The sequence below is a fragment of the Streptomyces sp. NPDC051286 genome (genome assembly GCF_044455345.1).
Classification (GTDB): Bacteria; Actinomycetota; Actinomycetes; order Streptomycetales; family Streptomycetaceae; genus Streptomyces.
In genome coordinates this window covers 88990-107106 of sequence record NZ_JBITER010000017.1, presented here as the reverse complement: position 1 = coordinate 107106, position 18117 = coordinate 88990, and the positions used below count along the sequence as shown (strand labels likewise).

The window sequence follows — 18117 nt, the reverse complement described above, 5'->3', positions numbered from 1 at the left end:
GTTCGGATACGCAGGGAACGGCAGGAAAAATGACCGTGCAGCAGGACGCTCCCACCGGAAGCGACACGCAGGACCTGGAGGTCTGGATCGACCAGGACCTCTGCACGGGAGACGGGATCTGTGTCCAGTACGCGCCCGAGGTCTTCGAGCTGGACATCGACGGTCTGGCGTACGTGAAGAGCGACGACGACGAGCTGTTGCAGGACAAGGGGGCGACGACACCCGTTCCGCTTCCGCTGCTTCAGGACGTGGTCGATTCGGCCAAGGAGTGCCCGGGCGACTGCATTCATGTACGTCGCGTTTCGGACAGGGTCGAGGTCTACGGCCCCGACGCAGCCTGATCCGCCGGCTCCGGCCTGCCGGGTACGGGAAGTGACCGGTCAGGCGCTGTTCGCTTCGCCCTCCGCGGCGCGGACGAAGGCCCCGTTGCGCCATTGCCAGGTCACCTTTTCCTGCTGGTCGGGGCAGCAGCGCGGGGTCTCGGGCGAGGAGTAGCCGAGGAGCGTGGCGGAGATGATTCCGTCACGCACGGTGAAGTCGCCGATGCTCATCTTCTGGGCGGGGTCCACCAGGGTCGCAACGACCCGGGGTGCGGCCCCGCTTCCCTGTGTGAGGACGTAGATACCGCTCGGCGGGGTGCCGGACCCGGCCGCGCAGTGGACCACGGCGACGGTCTCCGGCCGGTCGTCACCGTCGAGGTCACCGGGGGCCTGCTTGGCGACGGTGCTCCCCACCGTCCCGCAGTCCAGCGGGAAGGTCACCCGGGCCGGATCGGGGGCAGCCGCGGGCGCGGTGCCGTGCTGCGTGGCGGTGCGGTGCGGGGGTGAGGCCGAGGCGGTGGTGGCATCGGGCTGGAGCATGCCCGCTGCCGCGACGACGGCGGCCATCGCGGTCGCGGTCACGAGCCACTGCATCGGCCTGGTGTCGGTGTGCGCGAGGTCCGGGAGCTCGGAGGTCTGCACGCGGGATGTCTCCTGTGGTTCCTGTGGTGCGGCGATGCCGGGAAGGCGGGGCGTCGGCCGTGGGGTGGGGGTGGCCAGCATCGTGCCACACCTCACAGGGCGGTGGAACGGTGGGGTCGGCACGGAACCGGATTCCGTGCGCAGCCACGCACTGGGCGCCTTCGCACGGGCAACGAATGGGCGCCGGCGGGGGGGGGGCGGGGGGGGGGGGGGCCGCGCCCGGGGGGGGGGGCGGGGGGGGGGGGGGGGGCCCCCCGGGGGGGGGGAGGGCGGGGGGGCCGGGCCCGCCCCGCTGGGCGGCGCCCGCCCGGGGGGGGGGCCCGCGCCCGGGCCCCCGGGGGGGGCCCCGCGGGGGTGGGCCGGGCGGGCGGGGGACCCCCGGGGGCGGCGCCGGTGCGTTGTGCGGGCTCAGCCGCGGGAGGAGGAGCCGCTCTGGCTGCCAGGACCGTCGTAGTCCTCGCCGTACGCGCCCTTGGCGGGCCGGCGGCGGCGCAGCGGGGCCTCCACACCATCGGCCAGGCGGCGCGCGGTGACGAGGAAGCCGGTGTGGCCGATCATGCGGTGGTCCGGGCGGACCGCGAGACCCTCGACGTGCCAGTTGCGGATCATCGATTCCCAGGGCTGCGGTTCGGCGAAGCAGCCGATCTCACGGATGGACTCGACGGTCCGGGCGAGCTGGGTGGTGGTCGCGACGTAGGCGCAGAGGATGCCGCCGGGGACGAGCGCCTTGGAGACGGCCTCCAGGCATTCCCAGGGGGCGAGCATGTCGAGGATGACCCGGTCGACATCGGTGTCGGAGAGGTTGTCCTGGAGGTCGCCGACGGTGAGCTGCCATGCGGGGTGCGGCTCGCCGAAGTAGCGCTCGACGTTCTGCTGGGCGATCTCCGCGAAGTCCTCGCGGCGCTCGTACGAGTGCAGCATGCCCTGGTCGCCGATGGCGCGGAGCAGGAAGGTGGAGAGCGAGCCGGAGCCGACGCCGGCTTCCACGACGCGGGCGCCGGGGAAGATGTCGGCGAACGCCAGGATCTGCCCCGCGTCCTTGGGGTAGACCACGGCGGCGCCGCGGGGCATGGACAGGACGTAGTCGGGGAGCAGGGGGCGCAGCGCGAGGTAGGCGACGTTTCCCGTGGTTCGGACCACACTGCCCTCGGGAGCACCGATCAGCTCGTCATGCGGGAAAGAACCCTTGTGGGTGTGGAAGTTCTTTCCGGCTTCGAGCGTGAAGGTGTAGTGGCGTCCCTTGGGGTCGGTGAGCTGGACCTGGTCCCCGACCTTGAAGGGCCCGCGTCGGCGGGCGGCACCGGTCGGTTCAGACATGTGACCAGCGTACCGGTGTTTCCAGGGGCGCCGACCGCGCGCCGGAGTGCTCGGTCGGACCGGCCGGACAGCCCTCACGGCCTCCTCCGCGACAGGGAGCGGGCTCCCGGCGTCGTGCGACTCCGCCTCCGGCGTTGTCGTCAGTCGACGACTCCCCCATGGCCTTGAAGGCATGAGAGGGGCCCCCTTCGCGTCGCCACCCTCCTCCGCCCTTGCCGTCGAAGCCGCACGACGCCGCTCGCTGATCCACTCGTGTCGCGGGGGAGGTCGTCATGCGGCGGGGCGGGCCATGGCGGCGACGAAGGCGCGTTCGACGTCGGCGGTGGAGAGGACTCCGTAGATCTCGCCGGTCTCTTCCAGAACCAGGTATTCGGTGGCGGGGCTGGCCTTCAGGGTGTCGAGGAGTTCCTCGCCGGTGAGTTCGGCGGAGATCATCATTCCGGCGGTCAGATCCTGGGCGAGGGCGCTGACGGCGACCCAGGGGCGGCGGTGTTCGGGGATGGAGACGATGGCGGTCTCGCGGACGACGGCCTTGGGGTCGCCGTGTCCGTCGACGACGACGAGGGCGCGGGCACCTGCCTCGTTGGCGCGGCGGAGCGCTTCGGAGAGGGGGGTGGCGGCTTCCACGGGGACGGCGCGGCGGGTGAGGGTGCGGGCGCGCAGGTCGGGGAGGTGTTCGCGCAGGCGGGCCATGCGGAGGCTGTTGCCTGCTCCGGTCCAGATGATGGCGGCGAGGATCGCGGCGAGCAGGGCGTTGGTGATGGTGTCCATGCCGCTGACATCGTCGGGGTTGTTCCCGAGCCCGCCGATGCGGGTGAGGAGCGGGAGCCCGATGAGGACGGCGACGGCGAGAGCGCGCCCGACCCAGGCGGCGGCGACGGTGCCGCTCATGGCGCGGCCGGTGATCTTCCAGACGACGGCACGGAGCATGCGGCCGCCGTCGAGCGGGAGGCCGGGCAGCAGGTTGAAGGCGGCGACGATGAGGTTGGAGATCATCAGTCCGGCGAGCAGGACGCCGGGAACGGTGCCGGGTTCGACGAACTTCATGGCGACATAGAAGACGCCGGCGAGTACCAGGGAGAGCAGGGGACCGATGAAGGCGAGTACGAATTCGCGGCCAGGAGTCTCGGACTCCTTCTCGATCTCGGAGACGCCGCCGAAGAACTGCAGCTGGATGCGGCGCACGGGGAGCTTGTAGCGGAGCGCGGCGACCGTGTGCGCGAGTTCGTGGACGAGCACGGAGGCGTAGAAGGCGATCGCGAAGAAGAGGGAGACCAGGTAGCGGACCGCGCCGAGTTCCGGCAGGACGCGCTCGAGCTGGCCGCCGAAGACCCAGGTGATGAGCGCCGCGACAAGGAACCAGCTGGGCGCGACGTATACGGGCACGCCGAAGGGGCGGCCCATCAGGATCCCGCCGCCCGGCTCCCGGGGACGCTGCGGTTTGCCGTTCTCGGGCGCGGCGGGGTCTGTTCCGCCGGCGCCGGGCTGCGGCTGCCCGCTGTCGCCGCTCTCGTCCACGGGGTCCCTTCGGTCGGTGCCTTTCGGCACGATCATGCAGTGTGCGAGGGTCTGTCGTCGATGGTATGCCGCCTATGGCCTCCCGCTCTATCGCGGGGAGGCCGCGAGTGTCAGTGGCGGGTCGTAGGGTCTTCGTCATGACTTCCGCGCCCCGGCCGCCGCAGCCGCCTTCGTCCCTGTCGCCGTCGCGGGCGAGCGATTTCATGCAGTGTCCGCTGCTGTACCGGTTCCGGGTGATCGACAGGCTGCCGGAGAAACCCAGTGAGGCGGCTACCCGGGGCACGCTGGTGCACGCGGTGCTGGAGCGGCTCTTCGACGCACCGGCGGCGGAGCGTACGGCCGGCCGGGCGACGGCGATGGTTCCCGGCCAGTGGGACCGGCTGCTGGAGTCGAAGCCGGAGCTGTCGGAGCTGTTCGCGGAGGATGCGGAGGGCGAGCGGCTGGCGCGCTGGCTGTCGGAGGCGGAGAGCCTGGTGGAGCGGTGGTTCTCGCTGGAGGATCCGACGCGCCTGGAGCCGGCCGAGCGGGAGATGTTCGTCGAGACGGAGCTGGAGTCGGGGCTGCGGCTGCGCGGGGTGATCGACCGGATCGATGTGGCACCGACGGGTGAGGTCCGGATCGTCGACTACAAGACGGGGAAGGCGCCGCGGCCGGAGTATGCGGAGGGCGCGTTGTTCCAGATGAAGTTCTACGCCCTGGTGATCTGGCGGCTGAAGGGTGTGGTGCCGCGCCGGCTGCAACTGGTCTACCTGGGCAGCGGCGACGTCATGACGTACGACCCGGTCGTGGCGGATCTGGAGCGGGTGGAGCGGAAGCTGCTGGCGCTGTGGGACGCGATCCGGCTGGCCACGGAGACGGGCGAGTGGCGGCCGCGGCCGACGAAGCTGTGCGGCTGGTGCGACCACCAGGCGGTCTGTCCGGAATTCGGCGGGACTCCCCCGGTCTATCCGCTGCCGGTCCGCCCGGCCGTTCCGGTCCAGGCTGTGCAGGGCAGAATGAACCCGGTCCAGGCCGAGGCCGCCCGGCCGGCGGCCGTTGAAGGAGCTTGAGGAGATCTGGTGGCAATCCGCGTCCTACTGGTCGACGACCAGCCGCTGCTGCGCACGGGCTTCCGGATGATTCTTGAGGCGGAGGGGGATCTGGCGGTCGTGGGCGAGGCCGGTGACGGTCTCCAGGCTCTCGATCAGGTGCGGGCACTGCAGCCCGATGTGGTGCTGATGGACATCCGTATGCCGCGGATGGACGGGGTCGAGGCGACGCGTCAGATCACCGGGCCGGGACGGGACGGCCCGGCGAAGGTGCTGGTACTGACCACGTTCGATCTCGACGAGTACGTGGTGGAGGCGTTGCGCGCCGGTGCCAGTGGCTTCCTGCTGAAGGACGCTCCGGCCAATGAGCTGGTGCAGGCGATCCGGGTGGTCGCGGCAGGCGAAGCGATGCTGGCCCCGAGCATCACGCGCAGGCTGCTGGACAAGTACGCGGATCATCTGCCGTCGGGCGAGGATCCCGTGCCGGACACCCTGCACACGCTGACGGATCGTGAGGTGGAGGTGCTGAAGCTGGTGGCGCGCGGTCTGTCGAATGCGGAGATCGCCGCCGATCTGTTCGTCAGCGAGACGACGGTCAAGACGCATGTGGGCCATGTGCTGACGAAGCTGGGGCTGCGCGACCGCGTGCAGGCCGCGGTGTACGCGTACGAGAGCGGACTGGTGCGCCCCGGCGCCCAGTGATCCGGCACCGTTCGGCCGGGACCGGGCGCCGGAGCGGCGCGGTGGTTCAGGCGCTGCGGCCGAGCTCCCAGAACTGGAGGTCGGCGGAGGAGTTGACCGACCACTCGACGCCGGTGAGGCCGTCGCGGGAGGCAATGTACTGCTTCCCCTGCCAGACCGGGAGCACGGGAACGTCGGTGGCGACGAGGTCCTGGAGCTTCTGGAAGGTCTTGGAGGCGGCGGCGCGGTCGGCGGCGCGGCGGGACTGCGGGATCAGCGTGTTCTGGGCCAGCGCGGACTTGTAGGGCGAGTTGAGGAAGTTGTCCTTGTCGAGGAACGGCGCCGTGTAGTTGTCCGGGTCCGGGAAGTCCGGGAGCCAGCCCAGGCCGTAGACGGCGTAGTCGCCGCGCTTCTGTGCCGCTCGGTACTCCGCCCAGGGGGTGCCTTGGGTGGTGACGTCGAACAGCCCGGTGTCGTTCAGCTGCTTCTTCAGCGTCTTGAACTCGTCGGCGGTGGCCGGACCGTAGTAGTCGGTCGTGTAGTGCAGGGTGAACTTCACCGGGGTCTCGATGCCGGCGGCCCGCAGAAGGGCGGCGGCCTTGCCGGTGCTGGGCTCGCCGTACTTGTTGTAGAACGAGTTGGTGTGCCCGGTGATGCTGGACGGGATCAGCGAGTAGAGCGGCTCGGCGGTGGTGCCGTAGACCTGGCCGGCGATCTGGCCGCGGTCGATGACCTGGGCGATGGCCTGGCGGACGGCCTTGTTCTTCACCGCGGGGTCGGTGGTGTCGAAGCCCAGGTAGCTGATGGCGAGGCCGGGCATCTCGGTGAGTTTGATGCCGTCCTTCGGCTTCTCCAGCATCTGCTTGGCCTGACCGGGCGACATGGTGCGGGTCATCATGTCGATCTTCTTGTCGTCGAGTGCCTTGCCCATCGCTGTGGCGTCGGGGAAGAGGTCGAGTTCGACCTTGTCGTTGTGGACCTTCAGATCGCCCTTGTACTTCGGGTTCCTGGTGAAGACGACCTTGTCGACCCGGTTGTTCCTGACTTCCGGCTTCATCGTGTAGGGGCCCGAGCCGTCGACCTGGAAGCCGTCACGCGCGGACTTCGCCGGGTACTTGCTCTTCGGCACGATGCCGGCGGCCGGGGTGGCGAGCTTGTAGGGGAAGGTCGCGTCCGGCGTCTTCAGGTGGAAGACGACTTCGTTGTCGTCGCGGGTCTCGATCGTGTCGATGTTGGCGAGCAGGCCGACGGGTCCGTTGTCGGAGTCGATGGCGACGACCCGGTTGATGGAGTACTTGACGTCCTCGGCTGTGACGGGCCGGCCGCTCGCGAAGGTGAGACCGCTGCGCAGCCTGCAGCGGTAGCTCTCGTTCTGCCGGTCGGTGAACGTACAGCTCTCGGCGGCCTCGGGGACGGGCTCGCCGCCGCCGCGCGGGACGTGGGTCAGCGTCTGCACGGTCTGCCGCAGGACGTTCCAGACGCCTGCTTCGTAGCCGATAGCGGGGTCGAGCGGCGCGGGGTTGTCCTCGGTGGCAACCAACTGGTCCGTGGTGCCGACAACGATGGCGGCGTTGCCATCGCTCCCACCGTCCGTCGCGCCGCAGGCGGCGAGTCCGGGGGCGAGCAGGCCGACTACGGCCGGCAGCACCAGAGTCTTGCGGTTCATCTTGGACGTTCTCCCTCATCCGGCCATGGAGAAAACGACATTAGTGGGCGCCGCCGGTATTCCCCGACCGGTGGCGCCCCATGCGCCGTCGAATGGCGATGAGAATTGTCGCCGAATTGATTTCCCGGGCAGGGAAGGTTCCCTACAGGACTCCACGAATCGGGACAGTGGGGCGGATCAAAACGAACACCTCGGGCGATCTTGAGGGAGACCATGAGTGTTCGAGGTGACAAAGCTCACCCTTGGGTCATTCGCTGTCTTGGCATGCACCCGACTTTTCCCTGCGTATGCGTGACGAAACGCGCACACGGCCACGGCGAGAGCTTTTCTATTCATTCACAGAAATACTCTCGGTACGGGGATCAATGCGTTCCGGTGACCAGGCCGCGGAGAAATGCGAGATCGACTTCTTCGAGGGAGCCCACCACGGCCCGGCCCGATGCGGGTGCGATCGGTGCGACGGACGGTACGGCGACGACCCAGCAGCCGGCGGCCTCTGCCGCGGCGACACCGGTCGCAGTGTCCTCGATGACCGCGCAGCGCTCGGGGGCTGCCCCGAAGCCGGAGGCGGCGGTGAGGTAGGGCTCCGGGTGCGGCTTCGTCCGGACGACCTCGTCACCTGCGACGGTGAGCGAGAAGTGGTGGTGGCCGACCGAGTCCAGCACCCGGTCGATGATGCGCCGGTGCGAGGCGGAGACGAGCGCGGTCGGGACCTCGTGCGCCACCAGTTCGGCGAGCAGCCGTGCGGCGCCCGGCATCAGTGGCACACCGCGGTCGATGCGCTCCTCGAAGCGGTCGTTGAGCAGCACGGTGAGCTCCGGGAGGGTGATGTCCGCACCGGTGACTTCGATGAGATACCCGGCGCTGCGGGTCATCGGCCCGCCGACGACCACGTCCTTCCACGCCTCGTCCAGCCGGTACCCGAGGTCGGCGAAGACCGCCACCTCGGCCTCCCACCAGAAACCCTCGGTATCGACCAGGGTGCCGTCCATGTCCAGGAAGACTGCCTGCAGGGCGGCGCCTTCAGCCGTACGGATCAAAGACGCGGGGACCGTACTGGTCATGCGGCACACCTTCCATGAGGGACGAGAAGGCCGACCGCCCTTTCCAGAGAAAAGGCGGCCGGCCTGCACTGGACCGACAAGTCTACGACTCGTCCCGCTACGGCGCGTCGGACATTTCCTTACCGCGCGTTGAAGTACTTCGCCTCCGGGTGGTGGATGACGATCGCGTCGGTGGACTGCTCCGGGTGGAGCTGGAACTCCTCGGAGAGGTGGACACCGATCCGCTCGGGCTGCAGCAGGTCGGCGATCTTCGCCCGGTCATCCAGGTCGGGGCAGGCCCCGTAGCCGAGGGAGAAGCGTGCGCCGCGGTACTTCAGCGCGAACATGTCCTCGACTGCGGCCGGGTCCTCGCCGCCGAAGCCGAGCTCGGAACGGACCCGGGCGTGCCAGTACTCGGCGAGGGCTTCGGCGAGCTGGACGGAGAGACCGTGCAGCTCCAGGTAGTCGCGGTAGGAATTGGCCTCGAAGAGCTTGGCGGTCTCCCCGCCGATCTTCGAGCCGACGGTGACGACCTGGAGGCCGATCACGTCCGTCTCACCGGACTCCTCCGGGCGGAAGAAGTCCGCGAGGCAGAGGCGGCGGCCGCGGCGCTGGCGCGGGAAGGTGAAGCGGGTGCGCTCGGAACCGTCCTCGTGCAGCAGGATCAGGTCGTCGCCCTTGGAGACGCACGGGAAGTAGCCGTAGACGACGGCGGCTTCCAGCAGGTTCTCCGTGTGCAGCTTGTCGAGCCAGCCGCGCAGGTGCGGGCGGCCCTCGGCCTCCACGAGTTCCTCGTACGTCGGTCCGTCGCCGGCGCGGGCCTGCTTGAGGCCCCACTGGCCCTTGAAGAGCGCACCCTCGTCGAGCCAGGAGGCGTATTCCTTGAGCTGGATGCCCTTGATGACACGAGTGCCCCAGAACGGCGGTTCGGGGACCGGGTTGTCGGTGGCGACATCGGACCGTACGCCGTCCTCGGGCTCTTCGACCTCCAGTACGGCGGTCTCCCGCTTGGGGACGCGGCGCTGCTTGAGCTCGGGGAGGGCGGCGCCGGGGACGCCGCGCTTGACCGCAACCAGGGTGTCCATCAGGCGCAGGCCCTCGAACGCGTCGCGGGCGTAGCGGACCTCGCCCTCGTAGATCTCGTGGAGATCCTGCTCGACATAGGCCCTGGTGAGAGCCGCGCCGCCGAGGATCACCGGATATTCGGCGGCCAGCTTGCGCTGGTTCAGCTCCTCCAGGTTCTCCTTCATGATCACGGTGGACTTCACCAGGAGGCCGGACATCCCGATCACATCGGCGCGGTGCTCCTGGGCGGCTTCCAGGATCGCGGAGACCGGCTGCTTGATGCCGATGTTGACGACGTTGAAGCCGTTGTTGGACAGGATGATGTCGACGAGGTTCTTGCCGATGTCATGGACGTCGCCGCGGACGGTGGCCAGCACGATCGTGCCCTTGCCCTCCGCGTCGGACTTCTCCATGTGCGGTTCCAGGTAGGCCACGGCGGACTTCATGACCTCGGCGGACTGGAGCACGAACGGCAGCTGCATCTGACCGGAGCCGAACAGCTCGCCGACGACCTTCATGCCTTCGAGCAGCGTGTCGTTGACGATGTCGAGAGCCGGACGGGTCTGCAGTGCCTCGTCGAGGTCGGTCTCCAGGCCGTTCTTCTCCCCGTCGATGATGCGGCGCTGGAGGCGCTCGTCGAGCGGCAGCGCGAGGAGTTCCTCGGCCTTGCCGGCCTTCATCGACTTCATGTTGACGCCCTCGAAGAGCTCCATGAGCCGCTGCAGCGGGTCATAGCCTTCGGCGCGGCGGTCGTAGATGAGGTCGAGTGCGACCTTGACCTGCTCCTCCTCCAGGCGCACGATCGGCAGGATCTTCGAGGCGTGCACGATGGCGGAGTCGAGACCGGCCTTGACGCACTCGTCGAGGAAGACGGAGTTCAGGACGACCCGGGCGGCCGGGTTGAGACCGAAGGAGATGTTCGACAGGCCGAGTGTGGTCTGGACCTCGGGATGGCGCCGCTTCAGTTCGCGGATGGCGCCGATGGTGGCGACGCCGTCCTTGCGGGACTCCTCCTGCCCGGTGCAGATGGTGAAGGTCAGTGTGTCGACGAGGATGTCCGACTTGTGGATGCCCCAGTTGCCGGTCAGGTCCTCGATCAGCCGCTCGGCGACGGCGACCTTGTGCTCGACGGTGCGGGCCTGGCCCTCCTCGTCGATCGTGAGAGCGATCAGCGCGGCACCGTGCTCGACGGCCAGTCGCGTGACCTTGGCGAAGCGCGACTCGGGTCCGTCGCCGTCCTCGTAGTTGACGGAATTGAGAACCGCCCGGCCGCCGAGCTTCTCCAGACCGGCCCGCAGGACCGGCAGTTCGGTGGAGTCGAGCACGATCGGGAGCGTGGAGGCGGTGGCGAAGCGTCCGGCCAGTTCCTCCATGTCCGCGACACCGTCGCGGCCGACGTAGTCGACGCAGAGGTCGAGCATGTGCGCGCCCTCCCGGATCTGGTCGCGCGCCATCTCCACGCAGTCGTCCCAGCGGGCCTCCAGCATGGCCTCGCGGAACTTCTTGGATCCGTTGGCGTTCGTACGCTCGCCGATGGCGAGGTACGAGGTGTCCTGGCGGAACGGGACGGTCTGGTACAGCGAGGCGGCGCCGGCCTCAGGGCGCGGGTCGCGGGGGGTGAGGGCGGCGCCGCGGACGCGTTCGACGACCTGGCGCAGGTGCTCCGGAGTCGTACCGCAGCAGCCGCCGACCAGCGAGAGGCCGTACTCCTGGACGAACGTCTCCTGCGCGTCGGCCAGTCCTTCGGGACCGAGCGGGAAGTGCGCGCCGTCCTTGGTGAGCACCGGCAGTCCGGCGTTGGGCATGCAGAGCAACGGGATGCGGGAGTGGCGCGTGAGGTAGCGCAGGTGCTCACTCATCTCCGCCGGGCCGGTCGAGCAGTTCAGGCCGATCATGTCGACGCCGAGCGGTTCGAGCGCGGTCAGCGCCGCGCCGATCTCCGAGCCGAGCAGCATGGTGCCGGTCGTCTCGAACGCCAGCGAGCACAGCAGCGGGAGGTCGCTGCCCATCGCCTCCAGCGCCCGCCGGGCACCCAGTACCGCGGCCTTGGTCTGGAGGAGATCCTGCGTCGTCTCGACGATGAGCGCGTCCGCGCCGCCCGCGATCAGTCCTTCGGCGTTCTGCTGGAAACCGTCGCGGAGCACGGTGTACGGCGCGTGGCCCAGCGTCGGCAGCTTGGTGCCGGGGCCCATGGAGCCGAGCACCCAGCGCTGCTGCCCGGTGGAGGCAGTGAACTCGTCGGCCACCTCGCGGGCGATGCGCGCGCCGGACTCGGACAGTTCATGGATGCGCCCGGGAATGTCGTACTCGCCCAGGGCGGAGGCGTTGGCACCGAAGGTGTTCGTCTCGACGCAGTCCACGCCGACCGCGAAGTACTCCTCGTGCACCGAGCGCACGATGTCCGGGCGGGTGACGTTGAGGATCTCGTTGCAGCCCTCGAGGTGCTGGAAGTCCTCAAGGGTGGGGTCCTGCGCCTGGAGCATGGTGCCCATGGCGCCGTCAGCCACCACCACGCGGGTGGCGAGTGCCTCGCGGAGGGCTTCGGCTCGGTTCCGGCTGTCGGCGGAAGGGGTCGGCGACGGGGCCATGGATGTACTCCCAGGGATGCGACGGCTGTCGGCTTTGCGGCCTCGGTGGAGGCCGCACCCCGTCAGGGTAGCCGGGTGCCGCCTACGGCCGTCACCGTGTCCCACGGAACGGACGGCATGCTGTGCGGGGGAATGTCCGGGGCAACGCGGTGGAGCAGGATCGCCGGACAACCGAGCATTGGTCGGCATCGACCGATAGTGTTCAGCATTGTCGAACCACAGTGGAGGAGTACGGCGCCATGGCCAAGAACATCCAGTCGCTCGAACGGGCGGCGGCGATGCTGCGTCTGCTGGCGGGCGGCGAACGACGGCTGGGACTGTCCGACATCGCCTCCTCCCTGGGCCTGGCCAAGGGCACCGCGCACGGCATTCTGCGCACGCTGCAGCACGAGGGCTTCGTGGAGCAGGACACGACTTCGGGGCGCTATCAGCTGGGCGCCGAGCTGCTGCGCCTGGGCAACAGCTACCTGGACGTCCACGAGCTGCGGGCGCGCGCCCTGGTCTGGACGGATGACCTGGCCCGCTCCAGCGGCGAGAGCGCCCACCTGGGGGTCCTGCATCAGCAGGGCGTCCTGATCGTGCACCACGTCTTCCGCCCCGACGACAGCAGACAGGTCCTGGAGGTCGGGGCCATGCAGCCGCTGCACTCCACCGCACTGGGCAAAGTGCTCGCGGCGTACGACCCGGTGGCACACACCGAGGCGGTCGAGGCCGAGCGGCAGCCTTTCACCCCGCGCACCGTGACCGACCTGGAGGAATTCGAGTCGGTGCTCTCGCTGACCCGGGCGCGCGGCTGGGCGGCCGACGTGGAGGAGACGTGGGAGGGCGTGGCCGCGGTGGCCGCACCTATCCACGACCGGCGCCGGATGCCGGTCGGCGCGGTTGCCGTGACCGGAGCGGTGGAACGCGTCTGCTCCGGGGGCGAGCTCCGTCCGGACCTGATCGCGGCAGTACGGGACTGCGCCCGGGCAGTTTCCCGGGACCTCGGAGCCGGGCGCTTCTGACCGCACTGGCGGATAGTCGGTAACGATCGGATCAAGGACCCAGGAACTCTTGACGCTTCATTCACCAGGGGGAAACACTGCCGTTCATCGGTCGGCATTACCGAACACCTAACGGCAATACACGCTAGGGTGTGACAGTGCCAAGGGCCGGTCAAGCCCTCACCTGAGGGCACGGACCACCGGAGGGACCCGGGGTTCGGCTTCCCTGGACTAAGGACAAAGGAGTCACGGGTGTCCAGCTCCGACATCTTTATCGGCGAGACCATCGGTACCGCCGTACTCATCCTGCTCGGCGGCGGTGTCTGTGCCGCCGTCACTCTCAAGCACTCCAAGGCACAGAACGCCGGCTGGCTCGCCATCACCTTCGGGTGGGGCTTCGCGGTGCTGACCGCCGCGTATCTGGCCGGCGGGGTGTCGGGGGCACACCTCAACCCCGCGGTCACCATCGGCCTCGCGATCAAGGGCAGCACCGCGTGGAGCGACGTACCGCTGTACCTCGGCTCCCAGCTGCTCGGCGCGATGATCGGCGCGGTGCTGGTCTGGCTGACGTACTACGGGCAGTTCCGGGCCCATCTGACCGACCCGGCGACCCTGTACAGCCAGCCGAGTGAAGAGGGCATGGTCGATCAGGCCGCAGCCCCGAAGGCCGGCCCGGTGCTGGGCATCTTCTCGACGGGCCCGGAGATCCGGAACGCCGTCCAGAACGTGATCACCGAAGTCATCGCCACCGTCGTGCTCGTCCTGGCGATCCTCACGCAGGGTCTGAACAACAACGGTGACGGCCTCGGCACGCTCGGCGCGCTGATCACCTCCCTGGTCGTCGTCGCCATCGGTCTCTCGCTCGGTGGCCCGACCGGTTACGCAATCAACCCCGTTCGCGACCTCGGGCCGCGTATCGTGCACGCGCTGCTGCCGCTGCCGAACAAGGGCGGTTCCGACTGGGGCTACGCCTGGGTCCCGGTCGTCGGCCCCCTCATCGGCGGTGCGATCGCGGGCGGGCTCTACAACGTCGCCTTCGCGTGAGCCGTAGAGCTCAGAGCCGTACCCCTCAGATCTCACAGACCTCCAGGAGCACACCGTGACCGACGCACACACCACCGGCCCGTTCATCGCGGCCATCGACCAGGGCACCACCTCCAGCCGCTGCATCGTCTTCGACAAGGACGGCCGGATCGTCTCCGTCGACCAGAAGGAGCACGAGCAGATCTTCCCGAAGCCCGGCTGGGTCGAGCACAACGCGACCGAGATCTGGGAGAACGTCCAGGAAGTCGTCGCCGGCGCCATCGTCAAGGCGGGCATCAGCGCCGCCGACGTCAAGGCGATCGGCATCACCAACCAGCGCGAGACCACGGTGCTCTGGGACAAGAACACCGGTGAGCCCGTCCGCAACGCGATCGTCTGGCAGGACACCCGCACCGACGCGCTCTGCAAGGAGCTCGGCCGCAATGTCGGCCAGGACCGGTTCCGCCGCGAGACCGGACTGCCGCTCGCCTCGTACTTCTCCGGACCCAAGGTCCGCTGGCTGCTCGACAACGTCGAGGGACTGCGCGAGCGCGCCGAGCGCGGCGACATCCTCTTCGGCACCATGGACTCCTGGGTCATCTGGAACCTGACCGGCGGCGCCGACGGCGGCGTGCACGTCACCGACGTCACCAACGCCTCGCGCACCCTCCTGATGAACCTGCACCAGATGACGTGGGACCAGCGAATCCTCCAGTCGATGGAGATCCCCGCCGCCGTGCTGCCGGAGATCCGGTCCTCCGCCGAGGTGTACGGCATCGCCAAGGGCGGCATCCTGGCCGGCGTCCCGGTCGCGTCCGCGCTCGGCGACCAGCAGGCGGCCCTCTTCGGCCAGACCTGCTTCTCCGAGGGCGAGGCCAAGTCCACGTACGGCACGGGCACCTTCATGCTGATGAACACCGGCGAGACGCCCGTCAACTCGTACAACGGACTGCTGACGACCGTCGGCTACCGGATCGGCGACCAGAAGCCGGTCTACGCCCTGGAAGGCTCCATCGCCGTCACCGGTTCGCTCGTGCAGTGGATGCGCGACCAGATGGGTCTGATCAAGTCCGCCGCCGAGATCGAGACGCTGGCCTCGTCGGTCGAGGACAACGGCGGCGCGTACTTCGTGCCCGCCTTCTCCGGTCTCTTCGCCCCGTACTGGCGCTCCGACGCCCGCGGTGTCATCGCCGGACTCACCAGGTACGTCACCAAGGCGCACATCGCCCGTGCCGTCCTCGAGGCCACCGCCTGGCAGACCCGCGAGATCACCGACGCCATGACCAAGGACTCCGGCGTCGAGCTGGCCGCCCTCAAGGTCGACGGCGGTATGACCTCCAACAACTTGCTGATGCAGACGCTCGCCGACTTCCTGGACGCGCCCGTGGTGCGGCCCATGGTCGCCGAGACGACCTGCCTCGGCGCCGCCTACGCCGCCGGTCTCGCCGTCGGCTTCTGGCCGGACACCGACGCGCTGCGCGCCAACTGGCGCCGGGCCGCCGAGTGGACCCCCCGCATGGACGCGGACACCCGCGAACGTGAGTACAAGTGCTGGCTCAAGGCCGTGGAACGTTCCATGGGCTGGCTCGACGACAACACTGCCGAGGAGTAATCGACATGACCACCCTGCAGAGCGTCCCGGCACTCGGGACGCACCCGGCCTCCGGCTCCCTTCCGAGCCGCGCCGAGACTCGGGAGCAGCTCTCCAAGGCGACGTACGACCTCCTGGTGATCGGTGGCGGCATCCTGGGCATCTCCACCGCCTGGCACGCCGCGCAGTCCGGGCTGCGGGTGGCCCTGGTGGACGCCGGCGACTTCGCCGGCGCCACCTCCTCCGCCTCCTCCAAGCTGCTCCACGGCGGTCTGCGCTACCTGCAGACCGGCGCGGTGAAGCTGGTCGCGGAGAACCACTTCGAGCGCCGTGCGGTGTCCCGCCAGGTGGCTCCGCACCTGGCCAATCCGCTCACCTTCTACCTGCCGGTCTACAAGGGCGGCCCGCACGGCGCGGCGAAGCTCGGCGCGGGTGTGTTCGCGTACTCGGCGCTGTCCGCGTTCGGTGACGGCGTCGGCCATGTGATCAGCCCGGCGAAGGCGCAGCGCGATGTGCCGGAGCTGCGCACGGACAATCTGAAGGCCGTCGCGGTCTACGGCGACGACCAGATGAACGACGCCCGGATGGCGCTGATGACGGTCCGCGCGGCTGTCGACGCGGGTGCGGTCGTCCTCAACCATGCCGCGGTCACCGGGCTGCGGTTCACCAAGGGCCGGGTGACGGGCGCCGACCTCAAGGACCGTACGGACGGCACGGAGTTCGGCGTCACCGCCCGGCTGGTGCTGAACGCGACCGGCCCGTGGGTCGACCACCTGAGGAAGATGGAGGACCCGAACGCGGCGCCTTCGATACGCCTGTCCAAGGGCGCGCACCTCGTACTGAAGCGCACCCGCCCCTGGAAGGCCGCGCTGGCCACCCCGATCGACAAGTACCGCATCACGTTCGCCCTGCCGTGGGAGGACATGCTGCTGCTCGGCACGACGGACGAGGAGTACGAGGGCGATCCGGCGGATGTCGCGGTCAACGAGAAGGACACCGCGCAGATCCTCGACGAGGCGGCGTTCTCGATCAAGGACCAGCAGCTGTCCCGCGATCTGATCACGTACTCCTTCGCGGGTCTGCGGGTGCTGCCGGGCGGTCCCGGCGACACCTCCAAGGCCAAGCGCGAGACGGTCGTGACGGAGGGCCGCGGCGGGATGCTGTCGGTCGCGGGCGGCAAGTGGACGACCTTCCGCCACATCGGCCGTACGGTGATGAACAAGCTGGCCTCGCTCCCCGGGCACCCGCTGGCCGATGACATGGAGCCCATGGCGCATCTGCCGAAGAAGCTCCCGCTGCCCGGCATCGCCAACCCGAACGCGGTCGCGCACCGGCTGCTGATCGACGGCGGAACGCCCGGACCGCGGATGTCCGCCGACACCGCCCGGCACCTCGCCACGCACTACGGCTCGCTCTCCTTCGACATCGCGCGACTGGCGAACGAGAACCCGGCGCTGGCCGAGCGCATCCACCCGGACGCGCCGGAGATCTGGGCGCAGGTCGCCTATGCGCGTGACCACGAGTGGGCGGAGACGGCCGATGACGTGCTGCGCCGCCGCACGACGCTGACGATCCGGGGCCTGGCCACGGACGAGCTCCGCGCCAAGGTCGAGGGAATGCTGGCCGACAAGGGCTGACCGGCACCGGCTGACGCACGCACGGGCGGGGGCGGTTCCCACGGGGGGAACCGCCCCCGCCCGCGTACCCGCTGTGACCTGGGGCGGCCGGTGGACGTGCCCTGCCGCATCGAGCGGGTTCGGACCGAGCCACCCCGAACAGATCGAGACGCTGCAGCGCTTCGCGGAGGAAGTCGCTCCGGTGGTGCAGCACGAGTCTGCCTCGCACGCTCTGGAACGGAGCGATCGATCAACTCCTCAGGCAGACCGGGTTCCTCCGTCTGATCCGACCCCCATAATGAAGGGGATACATCGGATGTCTTGTGCGGGGTCTGATCCCGTCCGAATCCAGGAGGACCGTCATGGCTGTCACCGACGAGGCGATCGAGAAGATCAAGGGAATGATCGTCTCGGGTGCGCTGCGGCCAGGCGACCGGCTGCCCAAGGAGAGCGAACTCGCGGCGGAGCTCGGGCTCTCCCGCAACTCGCTGCGGGAGGCCGTCCGCGCCCTGTCGCTGATCCGCATCCTCGACGTCCGGCAGGGCGACGGCACGTACGTCACCAGCCTCGACCCGCAGCTGCTGCTGGAGGCGCTGAGCTTCGTCGTGGACTTCCACCGCGACGACACGGTGCTGGAATTCCTGGCGGTCCGCCGGATCCTGGAGCCCGCCGCGACGGCGATGGCGGCGACGCGGATCAGCGAGGCGCAGCTGGATGTGCTGAGCTCCCAGCTGGACGCGCTGGGCGCGCAGCCGTCAGTGGAGGAACTGGTTGCCTGCGACCTGGAGTTCCACCGCGGCATCGTGCAGTCGTCCGGCAATTCGGTGCTCTGCTCGCTGCTCGACGGTCTCTCCGGCCCGACGACGCGGGCCCGTGTCTGGCGCGGACTGACGCAGGAGGACGCGGTCAGCCGGACGCTGCACGAGCACCGGGCGATCGTGTCGGCGCTGCGGGACCGGGACGCGGAGGCTGCGCGGGCCTGGGCGACGGTGCATGTGGCGAGCGTGGAGCAGTGGCTGAGGTCGACGCTGTGACA

General features: G+C 69.3%; 14 protein-coding genes. 8 read left to right on the top strand and 6 right to left on the bottom strand.

From position 1 onward, the window contains the following. Positions 1-29 precede the first annotated feature (29 nt). The gene (locus tag ACIBB8_RS19220; protein WP_266987621.1) at positions 30-341 is read left to right on the top strand and encodes a ferredoxin; all 312 of its coding nucleotides are present in this window, start codon (positions 30-32) and stop codon (positions 339-341) included. Positions 342-380: 39 nt separating this feature from the next. On the opposite strand, the gene ACIBB8_RS19215 is transcribed toward ACIBB8_RS19220, so the two are convergent. From ACIBB8_RS19215 to ACIBB8_RS19205, 3 genes are all read right to left on the bottom strand, one after another. Beyond that, positions 381-962, bottom strand: coding sequence for a hypothetical protein (locus ACIBB8_RS19215; RefSeq protein WP_398953562.1), 582 nt, complete (start codon positions 960-962; stop codon positions 381-383). Positions 963-1370: 408 nt separating this feature from the next. Continuing rightward, positions 1371-2279, bottom strand: coding sequence for a tRNA (adenine-N1)-methyltransferase (locus ACIBB8_RS19210; RefSeq protein WP_037700492.1), 909 nt, complete (start codon positions 2277-2279; stop codon positions 1371-1373). Between the two features lie 270 nt (positions 2280-2549). Next, a complete protein-coding gene (locus ACIBB8_RS19205; protein WP_398953668.1) occupies positions 2550-3797 on the bottom strand; it encodes a site-2 protease family protein in 1248 nt (415 codons plus the stop codon). Between the two features lie 203 nt (positions 3798-4000). Here ACIBB8_RS19205 and ACIBB8_RS19200 point away from each other — a divergent pair, with 203 nt between their 5' ends. Both ACIBB8_RS19200 and ACIBB8_RS19195 read left to right on the top strand, forming a co-directional pair. After that, the gene (locus tag ACIBB8_RS19200) at positions 4001-4846 is read left to right on the top strand and encodes a RecB family exonuclease (protein WP_398953666.1); all 846 of its coding nucleotides are present in this window, start codon (positions 4001-4003) and stop codon (positions 4844-4846) included. A gap of 9 nt (positions 4847-4855) precedes the next feature. Beyond that, entirely contained in the window at positions 4856-5527 is a 672-nt protein-coding gene (locus tag ACIBB8_RS19195) for a response regulator transcription factor (RefSeq protein WP_148833656.1), read from the top strand. A gap of 46 nt (positions 5528-5573) precedes the next feature. On the opposite strand, the gene ACIBB8_RS19190 is transcribed toward ACIBB8_RS19195, so the two are convergent. The 3 genes from ACIBB8_RS19190 to metH form a co-directional block, all read right to left on the bottom strand. Further along, the gene (locus ACIBB8_RS19190; protein WP_398953559.1) at positions 5574-7172 is read right to left on the bottom strand and encodes an ABC transporter substrate-binding protein; all 1599 of its coding nucleotides are present in this window, start codon (positions 7170-7172) and stop codon (positions 5574-5576) included. Positions 7173-7534: 362 nt separating this feature from the next. Next, on the bottom strand, positions 7535-8236 hold the full coding sequence (locus ACIBB8_RS19185) for an HAD family hydrolase (protein ID WP_398953557.1): 702 nt from the start codon (positions 8234-8236) through the stop codon (positions 7535-7537). 119 nt (positions 8237-8355) lie between these two features. Then, the gene (metH, locus tag ACIBB8_RS19180; RefSeq protein ID WP_398953555.1) at positions 8356-11868 is read right to left on the bottom strand and encodes a methionine synthase; all 3513 of its coding nucleotides are present in this window, start codon (positions 11866-11868) and stop codon (positions 8356-8358) included. Between the two features lie 239 nt (positions 11869-12107). Between metH and ACIBB8_RS19175 the strand changes: the two genes are divergently transcribed. The 5 genes from ACIBB8_RS19175 to ACIBB8_RS19155 all read left to right on the top strand — a co-directional run bounded on the left by ACIBB8_RS19175 (position 12108) and on the right by ACIBB8_RS19155 (position 18115). Next, on the top strand, positions 12108-12872 hold the full coding sequence (locus ACIBB8_RS19175) for an IclR family transcriptional regulator (protein ID WP_398953553.1): 765 nt from the start codon (positions 12108-12110) through the stop codon (positions 12870-12872). A gap of 231 nt (positions 12873-13103) precedes the next feature. Further along, positions 13104-13895 carry an MIP/aquaporin family protein gene (locus ACIBB8_RS19170; RefSeq protein WP_398953551.1) on the top strand — a complete coding sequence of 264 codons (792 nt, stop codon included), beginning with the start codon at positions 13104-13106 and terminating at the stop codon, positions 13893-13895. A 55-nt stretch (positions 13896-13950) separates the two neighbouring features. Then, complete coding sequence (glpK, locus tag ACIBB8_RS19165; RefSeq protein ID WP_398953549.1) at positions 13951-15486, top strand: glycerol kinase GlpK; 1536 nt, start codon at positions 13951-13953, stop codon at positions 15484-15486. A gap of 5 nt (positions 15487-15491) precedes the next feature. After that, a complete protein-coding gene (locus ACIBB8_RS19160) occupies positions 15492-17102 on the top strand; it encodes an FAD-dependent oxidoreductase (RefSeq protein ID WP_398953547.1) in 1611 nt (536 codons plus the stop codon). A 341-nt stretch (positions 17103-17443) separates the two neighbouring features. Next, positions 17444-18115: a FadR/GntR family transcriptional regulator gene (locus tag ACIBB8_RS19155; RefSeq protein ID WP_037700470.1), complete on the top strand. Its 672-nt coding sequence runs from the start codon at positions 17444-17446 to the stop codon at positions 18113-18115. Positions 18116-18117 lie beyond the last annotated feature (2 nt).